This is a genomic window from Mycobacterium xenopi, assembly GCF_009936235.1.
Lineage (GTDB): Bacteria > Actinomycetota > Actinomycetes > Mycobacteriales > Mycobacteriaceae > Mycobacterium > Mycobacterium xenopi.
Genome location: NZ_AP022314.1, coordinates 4,497,221 through 4,516,661 on the forward strand (window position 1 = coordinate 4,497,221; position 19,441 = coordinate 4,516,661).

18 protein-coding genes are annotated in these 19,441 nt (G+C 66.5%); 11 read left to right on the forward strand and 7 right to left on the reverse strand.

All coding sequences use genetic code 11. The annotated features are described in order from the left end of the window. The first annotated feature begins 116 nt into the window (after positions 1-116). The 11 genes from MYXE_RS21585 to MYXE_RS21635 all read left to right on the forward strand — a co-directional run bounded on the left by MYXE_RS21585 (position 117) and on the right by MYXE_RS21635 (position 12,422). Positions 117-2,444 (forward strand): xanthine dehydrogenase family protein molybdopterin-binding subunit, encoded by a 2,328-nt coding sequence (locus MYXE_RS21585; RefSeq protein ID WP_085193203.1) that lies wholly within the window; start codon positions 117-119, stop codon positions 2,442-2,444. Next, positions 2,434-3,123 carry an SRPBCC family protein gene (locus tag MYXE_RS21590; protein ID WP_003922438.1) on the forward strand — a complete coding sequence of 230 codons (690 nt, stop codon included), beginning with the start codon at positions 2,434-2,436 and terminating at the stop codon, positions 3,121-3,123. The genes MYXE_RS21585 and MYXE_RS21590 overlap by 11 nt, the downstream gene beginning before the upstream one ends. Beyond that, positions 3,120-4,007 carry an FAD binding domain-containing protein gene (locus tag MYXE_RS21595; protein ID WP_003922437.1) on the forward strand — a complete coding sequence of 296 codons (888 nt, stop codon included), beginning with the start codon at positions 3,120-3,122 and terminating at the stop codon, positions 4,005-4,007. The genes MYXE_RS21590 and MYXE_RS21595 overlap by 4 nt, the downstream gene beginning before the upstream one ends. Beyond that, positions 4,000-4,491 carry a (2Fe-2S)-binding protein gene (locus MYXE_RS21600; protein ID WP_085193205.1) on the forward strand — a complete coding sequence of 164 codons (492 nt, stop codon included), beginning with the start codon at positions 4,000-4,002 and terminating at the stop codon, positions 4,489-4,491. Before MYXE_RS21595 ends, MYXE_RS21600 begins: the two co-directional genes overlap by 8 nt. Before the next feature lie 91 nt (positions 4,492-4,582). Continuing rightward, positions 4,583-5,296, forward strand: coding sequence for an oxygen-binding di-iron domain-containing protein (locus MYXE_RS21605; protein WP_085193268.1), 714 nt, complete (start codon positions 4,583-4,585; stop codon positions 5,294-5,296). A 76-nt stretch (positions 5,297-5,372) separates the two neighbouring features. Continuing rightward, positions 5,373-5,927 (forward strand): hypothetical protein, encoded by a 555-nt coding sequence (locus MYXE_RS24070; RefSeq protein ID WP_085193207.1) that lies wholly within the window; start codon positions 5,373-5,375, stop codon positions 5,925-5,927. 22 nt (positions 5,928-5,949) lie between these two features. Further along, entirely contained in the window at positions 5,950-6,879 is a 930-nt protein-coding gene (locus tag MYXE_RS21615; RefSeq protein ID WP_003922433.1) for an LLM class F420-dependent oxidoreductase, read from the forward strand. Positions 6,880-6,935: 56 nt separating this feature from the next. Further along, complete coding sequence (locus tag MYXE_RS21620) at positions 6,936-7,478, forward strand: hypothetical protein (RefSeq protein WP_003922432.1); 543 nt, start codon at positions 6,936-6,938, stop codon at positions 7,476-7,478. A 122-nt stretch (positions 7,479-7,600) separates the two neighbouring features. Next, positions 7,601-8,011, forward strand: coding sequence for a hypothetical protein (locus MYXE_RS21625; RefSeq protein ID WP_050947780.1), 411 nt, complete (start codon positions 7,601-7,603; stop codon positions 8,009-8,011). Positions 8,012-8,426: 415 nt separating this feature from the next. Beyond that, positions 8,427-11,114: a (Fe-S)-binding protein gene (locus MYXE_RS21630; RefSeq protein WP_085193209.1), complete on the forward strand. Its 2,688-nt coding sequence runs from the start codon at positions 8,427-8,429 to the stop codon at positions 11,112-11,114. Between the two features lie 33 nt (positions 11,115-11,147). Then, the gene (locus MYXE_RS21635) at positions 11,148-12,422 is read left to right on the forward strand and encodes a pyridoxal phosphate-dependent aminotransferase (RefSeq protein WP_003922430.1); all 1,275 of its coding nucleotides are present in this window, start codon (positions 11,148-11,150) and stop codon (positions 12,420-12,422) included. Between the two features lie 15 nt (positions 12,423-12,437). On the opposite strand, the gene MYXE_RS21640 is transcribed toward MYXE_RS21635, so the two are convergent. The 7 genes from MYXE_RS21640 to MYXE_RS21670 all read right to left on the reverse strand — a co-directional run bounded on the left by MYXE_RS21640 (position 12,438) and on the right by MYXE_RS21670 (position 19,433). Continuing rightward, on the reverse strand, positions 12,438-12,809 hold the full coding sequence (locus tag MYXE_RS21640) for a DUF732 domain-containing protein (RefSeq protein ID WP_003922429.1): 372 nt from the start codon (positions 12,807-12,809) through the stop codon (positions 12,438-12,440). Between the two features lie 67 nt (positions 12,810-12,876). Further along, entirely contained in the window at positions 12,877-13,743 is an 867-nt protein-coding gene (gene rfbA, locus MYXE_RS21645; RefSeq protein ID WP_003922428.1) for a glucose-1-phosphate thymidylyltransferase RfbA, read from the reverse strand. A 10-nt stretch (positions 13,744-13,753) separates the two neighbouring features. Then, positions 13,754-14,128, reverse strand: coding sequence for a nuclear transport factor 2 family protein (locus tag MYXE_RS21650; protein WP_003922427.1), 375 nt, complete (start codon positions 14,126-14,128; stop codon positions 13,754-13,756). Positions 14,129-14,153: 25 nt separating this feature from the next. Further along, the gene (locus MYXE_RS21655) at positions 14,154-14,909 is read right to left on the reverse strand and encodes a maleylpyruvate isomerase family mycothiol-dependent enzyme (RefSeq protein WP_003922426.1); all 756 of its coding nucleotides are present in this window, start codon (positions 14,907-14,909) and stop codon (positions 14,154-14,156) included. 4 nt (positions 14,910-14,913) lie between these two features. Next, positions 14,914-16,239, reverse strand: a complete 1,326-nt coding sequence (locus MYXE_RS21660; RefSeq protein ID WP_085193211.1) for a UDP-glucose dehydrogenase family protein — start codon at positions 16,237-16,239, stop codon at positions 14,914-14,916. Between the two features lie 92 nt (positions 16,240-16,331). After that, positions 16,332-17,768: a DUF7159 family protein gene (locus tag MYXE_RS21665; RefSeq protein WP_172468601.1), complete on the reverse strand. Its 1,437-nt coding sequence runs from the start codon at positions 17,766-17,768 to the stop codon at positions 16,332-16,334. Positions 17,769-17,963: 195 nt separating this feature from the next. Next, positions 17,964-19,433 carry a DUF7159 family protein gene (locus tag MYXE_RS21670; RefSeq protein ID WP_139821113.1) on the reverse strand — a complete coding sequence of 490 codons (1,470 nt, stop codon included), beginning with the start codon at positions 19,431-19,433 and terminating at the stop codon, positions 17,964-17,966. Between the last annotated feature and the right edge of the window lie 8 nt (positions 19,434-19,441).

A 19,441-nucleotide genomic window follows, 5' to 3' on the forward strand; every position in this document is an offset into this window, starting at 1 on the left:
CTTTCCTGGCCCGCTTCTACGTGCGATAATGGCACTCTCTAAAATGATACTGTGCTTCTCATAATCCGATAGCAGTCGACCATGCCGGATTGTCCGAGGAACTGGAGTGCTCTGGGATGACTGAAGCCGTCGCGGCACGGTATGCGGGCACCCGGGTCCAGCGGGTGGAGGACACCCGGTTGCTCACCGGCCGCGGCACCTTCGTCGACGACATCTCCCGACCTGGCATGCTGCATGCCTGTTTCGTGCGCAGCCCGTTCGCGCGGGCCCGGATCAACGGCATCGACGCGTCGGGCGCGCTGGCGCTGCCCGGGGTGCGGGCGGTGTTTACCGCCGCTGACCTCAACCCCGATGTGCACGAGGCCTGGCACGCCGTGGCGGGCAAGGACGTTCCGGACACCCCGCGCCCGCCGTTGGCCGAAGGCGAGGCGAAGTTCGTCGGCGACCCGGTCGCGATGGTGGTCGCCGACAACCGCTATATCGCCGAGGACGCAATCGAATTGGTCGAGGTCGACTACGAGCCGCTGCCGGCCATCGCCGACTTCACGCGGGCGGAAGGCGCCGCGGTGGTGGTTCACGAGGCCTACCCCGACAACGTCGCCGGTGGCATGTCCGGCGCACCGCCCGACGAAGAGACCTTTGCGGGCGCCGCCTGTGTCGTGTCCGAGCACATCTCGCAGCAGATCTACGCGCCGGTGCCCATCGAGACGCGCGGCATCGTCGTCGAATGGTCCTCGGCTGCAGACGAACTCACCATCTGGGCGTCCACCCAGACACCGCACGAGCTGCGTGCGTTCGCGGCGCGGCTGCTGGGGATCCCCGCGCAGCGGGTGCGGGTGATCATGCGCGACACCGGCGGCGGCTTCGGTCAGAAAGTCGTCCCGATGCGCGAAGACATGTGCATCATGCTGGCCGCGCGCAAAGTACCCGCGGCGCTGAAGTGGATCGAAGACCGCCGCGAAAATCTGATGTCGGCCGGGCAGGCCCGCCATGTCGACGGCACCGCCCGAATGGCCTTCGACGACGACGGCGCGATCCTGGCCGCCGACATCAACTTCACCCAGGACGTCGGCGCCTATCCGACGCCCTACCCGGTGTTGACCACGGCCGCCATCGGCATGTTCTTTCCCGGCCCGTATCGCGTTCCCAAAGCCAGCTTCTCCTACAAGACGGTGTTTTCGAATACCGCTGGGCTGGCGGCCTACCGGGGCCCGTGGCAATTCGAGTCGCTGGCCCGCGAGGTCGTGCTCGACATCGCTGCCCGCAAGCTCGGCATTGATCCCGTGGAGCTGCGCCGCAAGAACCTGCTGCGCCGCGACGAGATGCCTTACCTCAACCCCAACGGGATGCCCTATGACCATGTCGCGCCGAGCGAGACCTTCGAGCAGGCCGTGAAAATCCTTGACCACGAAGGGTTTCGGAAAGAACAGCGAGAAGCCCTGGCGCACGGCCGTTACCTCGGCCTTGGCTTCGCCGCCTACATCGAACCGACCGGCGCGGCGACCGGTCACCTGGCCACCGAAGGTGCCACGATCCGCATGACGCCGACCGGAAAGATCAACGTCTACGTCAACGGTGGATCGACAGGCAACAGCATCGAAACCACCGTCGTGCAGTTGACCGCCGACGCGCTGGGCGCCGACATCGACGACGTAGCCACCATCCAGGGGGACACCGCCGTCACCCCGTACGGCGCAGGGACCCAAGGCAGCCGCAGCGGCCCGATGACCGCGGGAGCCGTCAACGAAGCGGGCACAATGCTGCGAAGTCAGATCGTGGCAATCGCCGCCCACTATCTGGGTGTTGCGGAATCCGATGTGGAGCTGGCGAATTCGCGTGCTGCTGTGCGCGACGACCCGACCAGAAGCGTGGGCTTCGCCGAGCTCGCTTATCGCGCGTACTACGAACCGCAGCAGCTGCCGCCGGGCATGTCCGCGTCGCTGGAGGCCACCGCGCGCTTCACCTCGCAGGCGCCGATCCACTGGGCCAACGCCACCCACGCCTGCACCTGCGAGGTCGACGTGGAAACCGGGCAGGTCAAGCTGCTGCGCTACATCGTCAGCGAAGACGTGGGCCCGATGATCAACCCCAATGTGGTCGAGGGCCAAATCGCCGGCGGCACAGTGCAAGGCATCGGCGGCGCGCTGCTGGAGAACATGGTCTACGACGACGACGGCAACCCCCTGGCCACCACGTTCGTCGACTATTTGCTGCCAACCGCCAGCGAGGTCCCGCCCATCGAGTTCGGCCACGTCGAAATACCCGGACCCGGTGTCGGGGGATACAAGGGCGTCGGCGAGGGAGGTGCCATCGGATCGGCGCCGGCGGTGATCAACGCGATCAACGATGCCCTGGCGCCGCTGGGTGTGACGCTCACCGAGCTGCCGGCCAGCCCCGCGGCGATCGTCAATCTGATCGAACAGGGAACTAAAAGTGGAGTTTAACAACGAGTTTCGGGTCGCGGTGCCGGCCGCCAAGACGTGGGAGGTGCTCACCGACGTCGAGCGGGTCGCCCCCTGTCTGCCCGGTGCCACGGTGCTGAGCGTCGACGGCGACGAGTTCACCGGCAGCGTCAAGGTGAAGGTCGGGCCGATCACGGTGTCCTACCAAGGCGTGGCGTGCTTCCAGGAGAAGGACGCGGCCGCCCGGCGGCTGGTGCTCAAGGCCACCGGCAAGGAGGCTCGCGGCAGCGGCACCGCCGCGGCGCTGGTCACCGCGCAACTCAAGGACGAGGGTGAGGCCAGCAGGGTGCTCCTCACCACCGACCTGACCATCTCGGGCAAAGCCGCACAATTCGGCCGCGGCGTGCTGGCCGACGTCGCCACCAACCTCGTCGGGCAATTCGCCAAGCGGCTCGAGGCCGAGCTGCTGGGCGAGACCGCGGGCAAGCTTACGCATGAAACAGCCTCTGCAGCAACACTTTCCACGTCGGTTGAACAAGAGTCGGTGGATCTGGTGAAGGTGGTCGCGCTGCCGCTGGCCAAACGGGTGGCACCGGTGATCGCCGGCATCGCCGCCGGGACGGCGATCGGCTTCCTGCTGGGCCGCCGCCGGGCACACACACCACCGACCGCGGTGCTGGCCGACGAGCTGCGGGGCGCGCTGTCGCAGCTGCTGTCATGAAAGCCGCCCCGTTCGCCTATCACCGCGTCGAGTCGGTCAAACAGGCCGTGGACCTCCTCGACGAGTACGGCGATGAGGCGAAGATCCTGGCCGGCGGCCAGAGCCTGGTGCCGATGCTGGCCATGCGCCTGACCCACTTCGAGAACCTGGTCGACATTTCTCGCGTCGACGAGCTCGTCGGCATCGACCGGCTCGGCGACGAGGTGCGCGTCACTGCGGCCACCCCGCACGTGTTCGTCGAAATGGACGACGAGGTCGCCGAGGGAGTGCCGCTGCTTACCCGGGCCACACCGCTGATCGGGCACTTCCAGATCCGCAACCGGGGCACGCTCGGCGGGGCGATCGCGCACGCCGATCCCGCCGCGGAGTACGGCGCCGTCGCGCTCGCGCTTGGTGCCCGCATGGAGGCGGTGTCGTCTGCGGGCTCGCGCGAAATCGCCGCCGACGACTTCTTCACCGGGCTCTGGGAGAACTCGCTTCAGTCCAACGAAATACTAACGGCCGTAAGGTTTCCCGTATGGGGCGGGCGATGCGGGTTTGCCATCGAGGAGCTCGCGCGCCGGCACGGCGACTTTGCGATCGCAGGCGCCGCCGTGGCGGTCCAGCTCGACGGCGACGACCGGGTGAGCCGCTGCGGTGTGGGGCTGCTGGGGCTCGGCTCGACCCCGCGGCGCGCATCGGCCGCCGAACAGGCGGTCGTGGGCCAGCGGGTCGACGACATCACGGCGGCCGACATCGGTCACCTCGCGGTCAGTGGGCTCGACGACATCCCCGCCGACCTGCAGGGCTCGGCCCGCTACCGCGCCAGGGTCGGCGCCATCATGGTGGCGCGCGCCTGGGCGTCTGCCACCGCAGAGGCAAAGGAGCAACCCCGCCATGCATGAGCTACCGGTCCGGCTGTCGGTCAACGGGCGCAGCGTCGAAGAGGCCGTCGAACCGCGGGTGACGCTGGCCGACTTTCTACGCGAAACCTGCGGGTTGACCGGCACTCACCTGGGTTGCGAACACGGGGCGTGCGGGGCCTGCACGGTGTTGCTGGACGGCCGGGCGGTGCGGTCGTGTCTGATCTTCGCGGTCCAGGTCGACGGCCAGCAGGTGACCACGGTCGAGGGGATCGCCGGCCCCGATGGTGAACTCTCGCCGGTGCAGGCGGCGCTGCGCGAGTGCCACGGCCTGCAATGTGGTTTTTGCACACCGGGTTTCGTCACCTCGATCACCGCGCTTTTGCGCGACAACCCCAATCCCACCGACCAGGAGATACGTGACGGACTGTCGGGGAATTTCTGCCGTTGCACCGGGTATCAGGGCATCGTCAACGCCGTGCACCGGGCCGCCGAACTGATGTCGGGCGCGTCCGCTCGCTCCTGACCAGACGCAGAATCCCGCTTTTTGCTACGGAATTGGACGATTCTGCGTCTGCTCGCCGTACATGCTGCACGATGAGGCCATGACCACGGGGCTGCACACAGCCGTCGATGAAATCGCCGATGGCATGTTCCGGCTTTCCACCTGGGTACCGGGCATCACCGAGCACGGGTTCACGTTCAACCAATTCCTGCTGACCGGCGAGCAGCCGTTTCTGTTCCACTGCGGCACGCGGCAACTCTTTCCGCTGGTGTCCGAAGCGATCGGCAAGGTGATCCCGCTGGAGCGGCTGCGCTGGATTTCGTTCGCCCACGTCGAGGCCGACGAATGCGGCGCGGTCAACCTGCTGCTCGACGCCGCGCCGAACGCCGAGGTCATCCACAGCCCACTGGCATGCATGGTGTCGCTGAACGATTTGTGTGACCGCCCGCCCGTCGTCGCTTCGGAAAACGCGCCACACGACATCGGCGGGCACCGACTGCGCTTCATCCCCACCCCGCACGTGCCGCACAACTGGGAAAGCGCACTATGGTTTGACGAAACCACCTCCACACTGCTGGCCGGGGATCTGCTCACCCACACCGGTCAATGTCCTGCTCTGACCGAATCAGATTGCGTCGCAACAGCTTTGGAGGCCGAAGCGGTATTCCACGCCACCGCATTGAGCACGAACCTGGGACCAACGCTCGAGCAGCTCGCGCGATTGCAACCCACCACGTTGGCCCTGATGCACGGCGCCTCCTTCGCCGGTGAGGGCGCTGCACAACTGCGCAGTCTCGCCCGCGGCTACGCGGCCATGGCCGGCTGACCGCGGCGCGTCACTGCCGTCACTTGCGTCACTTCCTGCGTAGGCTGGGCATTTGTAGTGCAGGCAGGGGAGCACAGTGCGGATATCGCCAACCCAACGTTTTGTCGTGGCCGGGGGGTGGCTGCTGGCTGGCGTCCTGCTCGTCGCCGGATGCACTTCGACGGTCGCCGGCAGGCCCGTCGCGTCGCCCGGGCCGGGGGCAACGGAACCGTCCTACCCCAGGCCAAGCCGCCCGCCTGCACCCAAAACCCCACCGCAACCAACGCCGCCCACGCGAGTACCCGCCGGCGCTATCCCCCTGCCGCCGGACGAGAACGGCTACGTGTTCATCGAGACCAAATCCGGTAAGACCCGCTGCCAGATCGATGTCGAAAGTGTGGGTTGTGAGGCACCGTTCACCAACTCACCGATGACCGAAGGCGAGCACGCCAACGGCGTCAACGTCACCGCGGCTGGCGCCGTCCAGTGGGTGCTGGGCAACCTCGGCGCGATCCCTGCCGTCACCATCGACTACCGCACCTACACCGCACAAGGCTGGACGATCACGGCCACCGTCGACGGAACCCGGTTCACCAACGACCGCACCGGTCACGGCATGTTCGTCAGCATCGAGAACGTCGAAACGTTCTGAGCTGCCCGTACCCTTAAGCGTCGTGGACTTTCGGGTATTCGTCGAACCTCAGCAAGGTGCCAGCTACACCGACCAGCTTGTCGTCGCCCGGGCCGCGGAAGCGCTCGGTTACTCGGGGTTTTTCCGGTCCGACCACTACGTGGCGATGAGCGGCGATGGGATGCCGGGGCCCACCGATTCCTGGGTGACGCTCGGTGCCCTCGCCCGAGAGACGTCGTCGATTCGGCTGGGCACGCTGGTCACGTCGGCGACATTTCGCCACCCCGGGCCGCTGGCCGTGTCGGTGGCGCAGGTCGACGCGATGAGCGGCGGGCGGGTGGAGATCGGCATCGGCACCGGCTGGTTCGAACGCGAGCACCAGGCCTATGGGATTCCGTTCCCGCCGCCGGGCGAGCGTTTCGCCCGGCTGACCGAACAGCTGGAAATCGTCACCGGACTGTGGAACACGCCGCCGGGCCAGACATTCAACTACGCCGGAACTTATTACGCACTGTGTGACTGTCCGGCGCTGCCCAAGCCCGTGCAGCGCCCGCATCCGCCGATCATCATCGGCGGGCTAGGCGCCAAGCGCACGCCGGCGCTGGCCGCAACCTTCGCCGACGAGTTCAACGTGCCGTTCGCAAGGCTGGACACCGTGCAGGCCCAGTACCAGCGGGTGGCCGACGCGGTCGACTCGGTTGGCCGTTCCCCGGACTCGATGACGTATTCTGCCGCGTTTGTGCTCTGCGCCGGGCGTGACGACGCCGAGCTGGCCCGCCGAGCCGCTGCCATTGGCCGCGAGCTTGCCGAGATGCGCTCCAACTCCCCGCTGGTGGGCACGCCGCCGGAAATTGTCGAGCGCCTTGGTCCGTTCGCCGCCGCCGGTGTGCAGCGGGTGTACCTGCAACTGCTGGACCTGGCTGACCTCGATCACCTGGAGTTGTTTGCCGCCGAGGTGATACGCCAGCTCTGACCAGCGAGGTGCCGGCGAAACCCACGTGTTTGCGCGCCGTCAGTACGATCGATCCCGTGACACGTGACGCCGGCCCGGACGACCCCAGCAACCGGCCCACCGAGCTGGCACAGTACGGTGCGGGCGGGCAATGGCCGCCTGGTTCGGATCGTTTCGGTACACCCGGCCAGTCAGACATCACCGAACAACTGGAAGCCCAGTCCGCGCCGACTCCGTGGTATCGCAAGCGCGCGGTATTGGTCGGCTGGGGTGCTCTGGTCTTGCTCCTGATTGCGCTGATCGTGTATGGCCTCGTCGAGCTGGCCACCGGTGGTGGCGGTCGTGGCGTTCCATCCACCACCTCGTCGACAACGACCACCACCACAACCACGACGACGACGGCGCCGACCACCACCACAACCACCACCGAATCGAGCGCACCGCCGCCGCCCGCCGGTGGCGCCACCGAACCGCCGCAGCAGGCGCCGCAACCGCCCGCACAGCAGCCACCGCGGCGGCCGCACCTGCCCGAGCAGATCCCGAGGCTGCCGCTGCCGTCAGTGATCACGATCCCACAGGTGCCGACGGTCATAACGTTGCCGCCCCACCTCGGGCGGTAACGGTGACGTGGGCATGACACCTACGGTGAAACGCCCGTCGCCACGACGACCACCGATACTTTGCCGCGCCCTCAGGCGTGCTACTGGTGAATGCGGTGCAGTAGTCGATACCATCGCCCGCCGTGGGGGGCAGCGAACCACCAAATCCCGGCGGGCACCGCATCGATGACGAATCGCGATTCGGCGAGCAAATCGTGCACTCGGACGACCAGGTTCCTGCGTGGTATCTCAAGCCTTGGGTACTGGCCGTTTGGGGTCTGATGGTCGCGATCTTGATCGCGGTGATCATCTACGGTCTCGTGGTGCTGGCGGCCAGCGGTGGTGGCGCGCCGTCCACCACTACCCCGCCGACGACCACCACATCCACCACGTCGACCACGACGGGTACCGCGACGCCGCTGCCGCCCGCGCCGCCCGTTGCACCCACCACCGCGTCGTCGAGCCCACCCATGACTCCGGCGCCGACCAGCCACCACCATCACTGGTGGGAGGACCACGTGCCCAACATCCATCTCCCGGGCGTCAACCCTTAACCACTGAATCGCTCAATACCGTTGGGCGGCTTGGCCGCCTCCGGTGAGCGCGGTCCGACCCCTCAACCGCCCGTCACCACGACCACCGGACCAATTACCACACCGATGACGACCACGCCGACCACCTCTGCGTCGGTAACGTCGAGCACCGCGACCAGCCCGCCGGCAATCACCCGTCCACCAATACCGATCTACCCGGGCGGCCACCACTTATTAGCCATAGCAGCGTGGTGGCCCGGCAAACCGAGACGCCGCCCAGCTCCACAAGTTAGGGCAGCCTTTGTCGCGGCAAACCCCGCGAAGATGTCACTATGGGCAAGCCGAGCAGCACCTCAGCAGGGGCAGCAGCCAAGTTACCAACAAGTAACATCGGCTTAGTTACCGCTCAGTAACGCCGGAATTGGAGAGATGCTCCGTGGATACGCAGACGCTGATCAGACTAGTAGTGGGCCTAGGCATGACGGCGATCGTGGGATTGTTCGCCGCTAGGCGCGCCGCTTGGCTGGTGAAGCTGACGCTGTCCGGGCAGCCCGCCACCGGGCGCACTGACAGGCTCGGCATGCGGATATGGACCGAGCTCTCCGAGGTGTTCGGTCAGCGCCGGCTGCTGAAATGGTCGATTCCCGGCCTGGCCCACTTCTTCACGATGTGGGGCTTCTTTATCCTGCTCACGGTCTACATCGAGGCCTACGGGCTGCTGTTTCAGCCCAACTTCCACATCCCGGTCATCGGCCGCTGGGACGTCCTGGGCTTCCTGCAGGACTTCTTCGCGACGGCCGTATTCGTCGGGATTTCCACGTTTGCGGTCATCCGCATCATGCGCAGTCCGCGCGAAATCGGCCGGACATCACGGTTTTACGGCTCGCACACCGGGGGCGCCTGGCTGATTTTGTTCATGATCTTCAACGTGATCTGGACCTACGTGCTGGTTCGCGGCTCAGCGGTCAACAACGGCACACTGCCCTACGGCAAGGCGGCGTTCCTGTCGCAACTTTTCGGCGTGATCCTCAAACCGCTCGGCCACAACGGCAACGAAGTCCTGGAGACGGTGGCCCTGCTGCTGCATATCGGCGTCATGCTGGCGTTCCTGATCATCGTGCTGCACTCCAAGCACCTGCACATCTTCCTGGCGCCGATCAACGTCATCTTCAAGCGGCTGCCCAACGGGCTGGGCCCGCTGCTGCCCATCGAGGCCGACGGCAAGCCGATCGACTTCGAAAATCCGCCCGAGGACGCCACATTCGGCCGAGGCAAGATCGAGGACTTCACCTGGAAGGGCATGCTCGACTTCGCCACCTGCACCGAATGCGGCCGCTGCCAGTCACAGTGCCCGGCCTGGAACACCGGCAAGCCGCTGAACCCCAAGCTGCTCATCATGGATCTGCGCGACCACTGGATGGCCAAGGCGCCCTACATCCTCGGCCAGAAGGAGGCCAGTGCGGAGGGCGGCTACATCGAGTCCGGCCGCGGCGAGGGCCACCATGTGCCCGAGTCCGGGTTTGGCCGAGTGCCCGGCTCGGGGCCCGAACAGGCCAACCGGCCACTGGTCGGCACCGCCGAGCAGGGCGGGGTGATCGACCCCGACGTGCTGTGGTCGTGCGTGACCTGCGGTGCCTGCGTCGAACAGTGCCCGGTGGACATCGAGCACGTCGACCACATAGTCGACCTGCGCCGCTACCAGGTGATGATGGAGTCGGAGTTCCCCTCTGAGCTCTCGGTGCTGTTCAAAAACCTTGAGACCAAAGCGAATCCGTGGGGCCAGAACGCGTCCGACCGCACCAACTGGATCGACGAGGTCGACTTCGACGTGCCGGTGTACGGCCAAGACGTCGACAGCTTCGACGGGTTCGAGTACCTGTTTTGGGTCGGCTGTGCGGGGGCTTACGACGACAAGGCCAAGAAGACCACCAAGGCGGTCGCTGAGCTGCTGGCCACCGCTGGCGTCAAGTTCCTGGTGCTGGGCACCGGCGAGACGTGCAACGGCGACTCCGCGCGGCGTTCCGGCAACGAGTTCCTGTTCCAGCAGCTGGCCCAGCAGGCCGTCGAGACGCTCGACGGGTTGTTCGAGGGTGTGGAAACCGTCGACCGCAAGATCGTGGTCACCTGCCCGCACTGCTTCAACACCCTCGGCCGCGAATACCGCCAACTGGGCGCCAACTACACGGTGCTACACCACACTCAACTGCTCAACCGGCTGGTCCGGGACAAGAAGCTGGTCCCGGTCAAGCCGGTCGACGGCGACGGCAGCAGACCGTCGATCACCTACCACGACCCGTGTTACCTGGGCCGACACAACAAGGTTTACGAAGCGCCGCGTGAGCTGATCGGCGCCTCCGGCGCGTCGCTGACCGAGATGCCGCGGCACGCCGACCGCAGCTTCTGCTGCGGCGCCGGCGGCGCGCGGATGTGGATGGAAGAACACATCGGCAAGCGGATCAACCACGAGCGCGTCGACGAGGCGCTGGCCACCGGGGCCACCACGGTCGCGACCGCGTGCCCGTTCTGCCGGGTGATGGTCAGCGACGGTGTCGACGACCGCGCCGAAGCGGCTGGCCGTGCGGATGTCGACGTGCGCGACGTGGCCAACCTGCTGCTGGAATCGATCGACCGCAGCGCGGTGACGTTGCCGGCCAAGGGCACGGCCGCCAAGCAGGCCGCCCAGGCCGCTCCCAAGGCCCCGGCCTCACCGTCCGCACCGGCCGCACCGGCCGAGGCGACCGCCGAGCCAGCGGCTGAGACTGCCGCGCCCACACAGCAAAAGCCCACCAAAGCCGTCACCGGCCTGGGCATCGCCGGGGGCGCCAAGCGGCCGGGAGCCAAAAAGGCAGCTGCCCCAACACAACCCGCGGCCGCCCCGCAGCCGGATGCCAAAACCGAAGCAGCACAAGCTAAGCCAGCACCAACGCCGGCCAAGGGCCTGGGAATCGCTGCCGGCGCCAAGCGGCCTGGCGCGAAAAAGGCCCCGGCTCAGGGTACTCCACCTGAGCAGAAACCGGAATCCGAATCCGCGGCTTCCGACAAGGACGGTGACCGGGAATCTCAGACGCCGCCCGTGAAAGGCTTGGGCATTGCCCGAGGCGCTCGTCCACCGGGTAAACGCTGAAGTCAGCAAATTTCGGTAGACAGGGGTGGCACTATGGTTGACGTGACTACGCATCAGCTGCCCTGGCATACCAGTGCCCATCACCAGCGGCAGCGCACATTCGCGCAGTCATCCAAGCTGCAGGACGTCCTCTACGAGATCCGCGGCCCGGTCCACGCTCACGCCGCGCGGCTGGAGGCCGAAGGGCATCGCATCCTCAAGCTCAACATCGGCAATCCGGCGCCGTTCGGTTTCGAAGCGCCGGACGTGATAATGCGCGATATGATCCAGGCACTGCCTTACGCGCAGGGATACTCGGACTCCAAAGGCATCCTGCCGGCACGTCGTGCGGTGGTCACCCGTTATGAACTCGTCGACGGCTTCCCGCAATTGGACGTCGACGACGTCTATTTGGGCAACGGGGTTTCCGAGCTGATCACGATGACGCTGCAGGCCCTACTGGACAACGGCGATCAGGTGCTGATCCCCGCGCCCGACTACCCCCTGTGGACCGCGTCGACGTCGTTGGCCGGCGGCACACCCGTGCATTACCTGTGCGATGAAACCCAGGGCTGGCAGCCCGACATCGCCGACCTGGAGTCCAAGATCACCGAACGCACCAAAGCGCTGGTCGTCATCAACCCGAACAACCCGACCGGCGCCGTGTACAGCCGCGAAATCCTCACCCAGATAGCAGATTTGGCGCGCAAGCACCAGCTATTGCTGCTCGCCGACGAGATCTATGACAAGATCCTCTACGACGACGCCAAGCACATCAGCATGGCCTCGGTGGCACCCGACCTGCTGTGCTTGACCTTCAATGGACTGTCCAAGGCCTACCGGGTGGCCGGATACCGGGCCGGCTGGCTGGTGATCACCGGACCCAAAGACCACGCCAGCAGCTTCATCGAAGGCATCAGCTTGTTGGCCAATATGCGGCTGTGCCCGAATGTCCCTGCCCAACACGGAATTCAGGTGGCCCTGGGCGGCCACCAGAGCATCGAGGATCTGGTGCTGCCCGGTGGCCGGCTGCTCGAGCAGCGCGATGTCGCCTGGACCAAACTCAACGAGATCCCAGGCGTGTCCTGCGTCAAACCGGCCGGTGCGCTGTACACGTTTCCGCGCCTTGATCCCGAGGTGTATGAGATCGAAGACGACGAGCAGCTCGTCCTCGACCTACTGCTGCAAGAAAAGATACTCGTCACCCAAGGCACTGGATTCAATTGGCCCGCACCGGATCACCTGCGCATAGTGACATTGCCGTGGTCGCGCGACCTGGCGAACGCGATCGAGCGTCTGGGTAACTTCCTGGCCAGCTACCGGCAATAAGGCGCGGTCAGCCCTTCAGCCCGGGCAGTACACGCTGATCGCGGTGTCGGCGAACGCCGCGGCGGTATCCATCGACATGCCCGGCGACCCGTCGACAATGTCTTGCACGATCTGTTGTTCGGTTTCGCCGCGCTCCAAGCGAGAGCAGACACGGTGCGCGTCGTTGATCGCGACGTCGCGAGCCGCCGATAGTTGAAGCCCTTGCGCAGTCAGCAGGAATAGAAATCGGCCGTCCCTGTCGAGCGTTCCGGTCGACGGCCCGGCGGATGGCGCCGATCGGGTCTGGGGATCGGGCGCACCGTCCTGCGGCACGAAACGCTGGTGTTTCCAGGAGAAGACCAAGACTCCGGCAACGGCGATGACAGCGACTAGGACCCCGACGACCACGGCCGATCCACGAATCGGTGGCGGGGGCTGTGTTGATGCCATCGTCAAGGCCGGAGACCGCGCGAAGTCAGCGACGTTCCAGCAGCTCCAACAGGTAGCGGCCATAGCCGGACTTGAGCAAGGTTTGGGCGCGCCGGGCCAGCTGCTCGTCGTCGATGAAGCCCATCCGCCATGCCACTTCCTCGGGGATGCTGATTTTGAGGCCCTGCCGACGTTCGATGGTGCGGACGTAGTCGCTGGCGTCCAGCAATGAGTCGAAGGTTCCGGTGTCCAGCCAGGCGGTCCCGCGGGCAAGGACTTCGACGGTGAGCCGTCCTTGGTTCAAGTAAATCTGGTTGACCTCGGTGATCTCGTACTCGCCACGCGCCGACTTCTTCAACCCCCGGGCGATTTCGATCACATCGTTGTCGTAGAAGTACAGTCCCGGCACCGCATAGTTCGATTTCGGTGTGGCCGGTTTCTCCTCGATCGACAGCGCGATGCCGTCGTCACCGAATTCGACGACACCATACGCTGATGGGTTGGCCACCCAGTAGGCGAAAATCGCTCCGCCATCGATGGTTTGGAAGCGGCGCAGGCTTGTGCCCAAACCGGGGCCGTAGAAGATGTTGTCGCCCAAAGCCAATGCCACCGTTTCGGTGCCGATGTGATGGGCGCCGATGACGAACGCCTGCGCGAGACCCTCGGGCTGGTCTTGGAATGCGTAGCTGATGTTGATGCCGAACACGGCGCCGTCGCCGAGCACTCGGTGGAAGGCGGGTGCGTCGTGTGGAGCGGTGATCACCAGGATGTCGCGGATACCGGCCATCATCAGGGTGGAGAGCGGATAGTAGACCAGCGGCTTGTCATACACCGGCAGGAGTTGCTTGCTCACACCCATGGTGATCGGATACAGCCGCGTGCCCGAGCCCCCGGCCAAGATGATTCCGCGCATCGTTAACTCCTCAGTCGACCAGGTCGGCCTCGGTGAGTTCGGTGGCCGCCAACGCCGACGCCAGATCGTGGTGACGGAACACCGAAGTGACGTGATCGTGGACGACCCGGAATGCTGACGCGGCAGTCCTCGTCGCGCCGGGGTTGTCCGGGCTGCTGATCTTTTGTTCGACGACCACGACTCCGTCACGCACGTACATGCGACCTGGTTCCGCGGTGGTTTTGGTGGCGGCCGCCCACTCGCGCAACGCCTCGTGTCCTTGCCCGGCACCGTGGGCGTCGCCGATTTCGATGTCCTCGCTGGACAAGGCCACCAGGGTATCGAGGTCGGCGGCGTTAAGCGCGTCGTGCCACGCCAAAACTGTGGCGATCTCCGATGTGGTCATGATGTGCAAGGTACCGCCGCTGGCCCTAAAAAGGCGTGCGGTCCAGCCAGTTCTGCCACACCGCGGCGTCGCCGAATATTGCGATATCAGTGTCGGCCGTCGGGACCCGGCGCATCATCGCCAGCATCAACTCGGTGGCGCCGCCGCGCAGCGCGACCGTGCCCTTGCCGTGCTCGTGCGACCAGGTGATCCCGCTGTCACCGGCTTGGATGGTCCATTCGCCGGATGCGCCCAGCCCCGGATCGGTGGCGTGCAGATGCACGGTGTTACCCGGTTCGAGGGGCAGCGCTGCGCCGTCGCGACCGGCCTGGCCGGCGACCCGTTCCAGCCATTCGCTGATCGCGTCGGCCGCCAACGCCGGTTCCAGCGTGTACTCGGCACCCAGCGCGAGCGCCGCGTCGGCGCGGTGCACCGTCGCCTCATGGAGTCGGCGGCGGATCCACCAGTAGGCCGGACGCTGCCCAATGAACGTCCAGACTGGTGAGTCGAGTCCGGCCTGTTCGACGGCGTCGATCAGGCGTTGCGCGCCGTCGTGGAGCCAGGCGATCGCCTCGTCGGGATCCGCGGGCGGTTTGCCGCCTTCGACGGTGCGGGGGTCGAGGTAGTGGTCGACGCGATCGATGACGATCTGCGCGGCCCACCGGTCGCCGCGGCCGACGTGGCGAAACAGCTCCTTGAAGGTCCAGCCGGGGCAGGTCGGCACCGGGGTCGACGGGTCGCCCCTGCGGATGACGTTTCCGAACGCCCGGTTTTGGTCGAGGAATGCCGCCGCGTAGTCCACGCGGTTAGGCTACGCGCCGCCCCAAACAGTGCACTCGCCAACCGGCTTGTTGCCAGCGGCGCGCATCCAGACAGTTGCGGCCGTCGACGATGACCTTGGCCCGCACCCGGTCGGCGAGGACGGCAGGGTCGAGGTCGACGAATTCCTGCCATTCGGTGAGCACCAAGACCGCGTCCGCGCGTTCGCAGGCTTCCGCCACGGAAACCGCGTAGTTCAGCGTGGGGAACAGCCGCTGGGCGTTTTCGAGAGCTTTGGGGTCGTAGACGTTGACCGCGGCTCCGTTGAGTTGCAGCTGTCCGGCCACGTTGAGTGCGGGCGAGTCCCGCACGTCATCGGATTCGGGTTTGAACGCCGCGCCCAGCACCGCGATGTTGGCGCCCAGCAGCGAGCCGCCGCAGGCAATGCTGGCCAGTTCGACCATCCGCGTGCGGCGACGCATGTTGATGTTGTCGACCTCGCGCAGGAAGGTCAGCGCCTGGTCGGCGCCGAGCTCGCCGGCGCGCGCCATGAACGCGCGGATGTCCTTGGGCAGGCAGCCACCGCCAAAACCCAAGCCCGCGTTGAGGCATTGGCGTCCGATTCGCGGGTCGTGTCCAAGCGCGTCGGCCAACACTCGGACGTCGGCACCGGCGGCCTCGCATACCTCGGAGATCGCGTTGATGAACGAGATTTTGGTTGCCAGAAAGGCGTTAGCGGAAACCTTGACTAACTCCGCGGTCTGCAAGTCCGTCACGATAAAGGGCACGCCCGCTTGCAGCAGTGGCCGATACAGCTCGCGAACCGCCTCCTCGGCGTATCGTGAATCCTGTTGTACACCTAGCACAATGCGGTCCGGTCGCAGCGTGTCTTGCACCGCAAAACCCTCCCGCAGAAATTCGGGGTTCCAGGCCACTTCGACGTCGACTCCCGGCGGCGCGATCCCGCGGGCGCGTTGGCCGAGTTCGGCGGCCGTCCCTACAGGCACCGTTGATTTGCCGACGATGACCGCGGCCCGGGTCAGCCGCGGCACGAGCGCGTCGATGACTGCATGCACGTGGCGCAGGTCGGCACCGTATTCGCCCTTCTTTTGCGGCGTGCCGACACCGAGAAAGTGCACATCGGCGAAGTCGGCGGCCATGTCATAGTCGGTGCTGAACCGCAGTCGGCCCGCGGCCAGGTTGTCGGCCAACATCTTTCGTAGGCCAGGCTCGTAGAACGGGATGTCGCCGCCGGCCAGCTTGGCGACCTTACCGGGATCGATATCGACGCCGACGACGTCGTGGCCCAGTTCAGCCATCCCGGCGGCATGGGTCGCGCCCAGATAGCCGGTACCGAAGACGGTGCACCTCATACCGCCCTCTGTAGGCGGCCGCGATGAGCTAACTGCATCGTGGTGTTGAGCGGGAAACGAACGGCAGATGACAGTTAGCTGCGTGTCGGGCCTTAGAACCCGATGCCCAGCTTGAGGCCGTGGACCGGGAGCGGGATTCGGATCCCCGGGCCCGGGCCGACACCACCATGACCGCGGCCGTGGCCGTGGCCCCAACCGCCGCCACCGTGATCGCCACCCCAGGGTTGGATCGGCGGGCCCGGTACCGGCGGAGCCAGGATCTGCGGGAGTGGCGGGAGCGCTGGGGGCGGTGGTGGTGGCGGCGGCGGTGCGGCGGGCGCTGGTGCGGGCGCTGGGACAGGCGCCGGCGCCGGTGCCGCAGCAGGCGCAGGCGCCGGGGCCGGTGGCGGAGCGTGCGCTGGTGCCGGAGCCGGTGGGGGCGCAGGCGCCGGGGCCGGTGTGGGCGATGCAGGCACCTGGGCTTTCGGCGCCGGTGGAGCCACGGCCTGCTCGGTTGGGACAACCACGTGCCGACCCATGTTCGGCCGTTCGTTGACATGTGGGCGGATACTTATCGCCAAGGAAAGCACAAGCGCCACAACACCAACCACGAAAATGGTCAACACACCTATAACCACCAGGAATGGCTTGCGGCTGGGCTGCTCCGTCACGGCGGCAGTCAAACCAGCGTCCTCACCGGCGGCCAACGTGTAGACGTCAGCCTCCTCATCGGGAACCGCGCTATAGGCCAAGCCCTGTTCAGCGGGGCCGGTCGGAACAGCCAAATAACCCGGGGACACCGCATATGGGTCAACCGCGCCGGTGCCGGGATCTTGCGCGTAGGCCAGCGCGGCCGTCGACGACGCAAACAGCGGCGCGTTCGCAGAGGCCAGCGCCGCCCCCCTTGCTAGCGCCGTCTCCGGCTCTTCCGGCACGCTCACCGCAAGCGATGTCGCCGCCTCCAGCGCCGGCTGGATCATCGGAATGTCGACACCAGACCCGACGACAAACACACCACCTGGCGGCCCCTCCAAATCCTTTGCACCAGCGATCATTTCGGTAAGCTTCGCGACGGCTTCGTCGTCGTCTTCCGGCAGCTTCTCGCGATGGACATCAGCGACCGACCCGTCGGCGGTATCGACCACAGCCAGCGTCGCGCTGTCCGGCTCGACATACAGCAAGGCGGTTTGGTCGTAGCCGGTGGCGTTACCCACCGTTTGCGCCAGCGCAGCGGCGGCCAAAAACGCCGACACCAACATGACGTTTTCAACCTTGCGGGTAGCCAACGCGTCGCGAAGCGCGGCCGCCTGGGCTTGGTCACTCCACGTCACGCCGATCGAGCTCAACTGGTAGCCAGCTTCAGCTGCACCCTCGCGGGTGCCCAAAATCGCCGACACCACCTGATCCGATGCCCGCACCGTTGGCAACTCACCGTTGACAGAAATCTCGAATTGCTCTTCGTCAACGGTCGCGCCGTCGGCGTTCTCACCTTCCACCAGCACCATGCGCACCGTCGTCGGCGCCATCGACACGCCCAGTACGGTGTCCACTACCCCTCCGACGTCTTTGCTATCCGCCCTCGTCGCGGACCCTGACGACACCCCGCGTGGACCGTCAACCAAACTGTTCTTCACCGCACGCGCACTGCGGCGTCATGTTTTCCAGATTGGCTCCGGTGAGGGCGAGGACTCGCGGGCCCGGTCCCGGGCTTGACACTTCGACCCTAGCGGCGCGCCGTCGGTGGCTCACCGGCCGTGGCCGTGGCCGCCGCCGAAGCCACCGCCATGCCCGCCGCCGATGCCCGGAATCCCGAAGCCGCCGTGGCCCCAACCGCCGCCGCCGTGGTCACCACCGCGCGGGACAATCGGCGGCCCCGGAACGGGAGGGGCGATGATCTGCGGAATTATGGGCGGGAGGATGGGCGGTGGCGCGGGAGCCGGCAGAGCAGGGGCAGGAGCCGGAGCCGGCGCCGGTATCCGTACGGGTGCTGGCGCCGGAGCGGGGGCTGGAGCGGGTGCTGCGGCAGGAACCGGTGCCGGGACCGCGGCGGGTGCCGGCGCGGGAGCGGGGGCAGGCGGGGCTGGCACCGCGGCTTTTGGCGGTGGCGCCGGCATTGGTGCGACGACGTTCTGACCCAGGCTCGGCCGCTGGGCGACGTGAGGGCGGATGGAGACCGCGAGCGAAAGCACCAGTGCCACAACCCCGACCACGAAGATCGTCAACACGCTGATGGCTGCCAGGAACGGCTGGCGGCTGGGCCGCTCCGCGCCCTGGACACCGAAGTCGGGGAACATGCCGATGCTGAAGTTTTCCTCGCCAGCCGCCGCGGCGTAGGGGCTGGCGTTTTCGTCGGCCGCGAGCGTGAAAGCCTCGGCGTCTTCGTCGGGGACCGCACTGTAGGCCAGGGCCTCGTCGCCGTCTGCGCCGACGGCCACCTCCGCGGCGGCCAGATATCCGGGAGTGACCGTGTAGGGATTCACCGCGCCGGTGCCCGGGTCTTGGGCGTAGGCCAGCGCGGCCGTCGACGACGCGAACAGCGGCGCGTTGGCTGAAGCCAGCGCCGCTCCTCGGGCCAGCGCCGTCTCCGGCTCCTCCGGTGTGCTTAATGGCAGGGGGGTCGCCGCCTCCAGCGCCGGTTTGATCATCGGGATGTCGACACCGGAGCCGACGACGAACACGCCCTCGGGTTGCGTGTCGAGATTCCTGGCGCCCGAGACCATTTCGATCAGCTTGGCGACCGCTTCGTCGTCGTCGTCAGGCAGTTGCTCGCGATGCACGTCGGCGATCGATCCGTCAGCGGTGTTCACCACGGCCAGCGTTGCGCTGTCGGGTTCGACGTACAACAGGGCGGTGTGTTCGTAGTCGGTGGCGCTGCCCACCGTCTGCGCCAGCGCCGCGGCGGCCAAGAATGCCGAGACCAGCATGACGTTTTCGATCTTGCGGGCGACCAGCATGTCCCGCAGGGCGTTGGCTTGGACCGGGTCTGTCCAGGTCACCCCGATCGAGCGCAGCTGATATCCGGCTTCGGCCGCGCCTTCTCGGGTGCCCAGGATCGCGGAAATAACCTGATCGGGTGCCGTCGAGGGGGCCGACTCGTCGCCGTGAGACAGTTCGAAGTTCTCCTCATCGACGGTGGAGCCGTCGGCGTTTTCCCCTTCGACCAAGACCATCCGGACGGTGGTGGGCGCCATCGACACACCAAGTACGGTGTCCACTTTCCCTC

Bases quoted from the DNA above. Each gene is read 5' to 3' on its own strand.
- MYXE_RS21635 (WP_003922430.1), top strand. From the start codon at position 11,148: ATGGTTGACGTGACTACGCATCAGCTGCCCTGGCATACCAGTGCCCAT.
- MYXE_RS21660 (WP_085193211.1), bottom strand. From the start codon at position 16,239: ATGAGGTGCACCGTCTTCGGTACCGGCTATCTGGGCGCGACCCATGCC.
- MYXE_RS21595 (WP_003922437.1), top strand. From the start codon at position 3,120: ATGAAAGCCGCCCCGTTCGCCTATCACCGCGTCGAGTCGGTCAAACAG.
- MYXE_RS21585 (WP_085193203.1), top strand. From the start codon at position 117: ATGACTGAAGCCGTCGCGGCACGGTATGCGGGCACCCGGGTCCAGCGG.
- rfbA (WP_003922428.1), bottom strand. From the start codon at position 13,743: ATGCGCGGAATCATCTTGGCCGGGGGCTCGGGCACGCGGCTGTATCCG.
- MYXE_RS21650 (WP_003922427.1), bottom strand. From the start codon at position 14,128: ATGACCACATCGGAGATCGCCACAGTTTTGGCGTGGCACGACGCGCTT.
- MYXE_RS21600 (WP_085193205.1), top strand. From the start codon at position 4,000: ATGCATGAGCTACCGGTCCGGCTGTCGGTCAACGGGCGCAGCGTCGAA.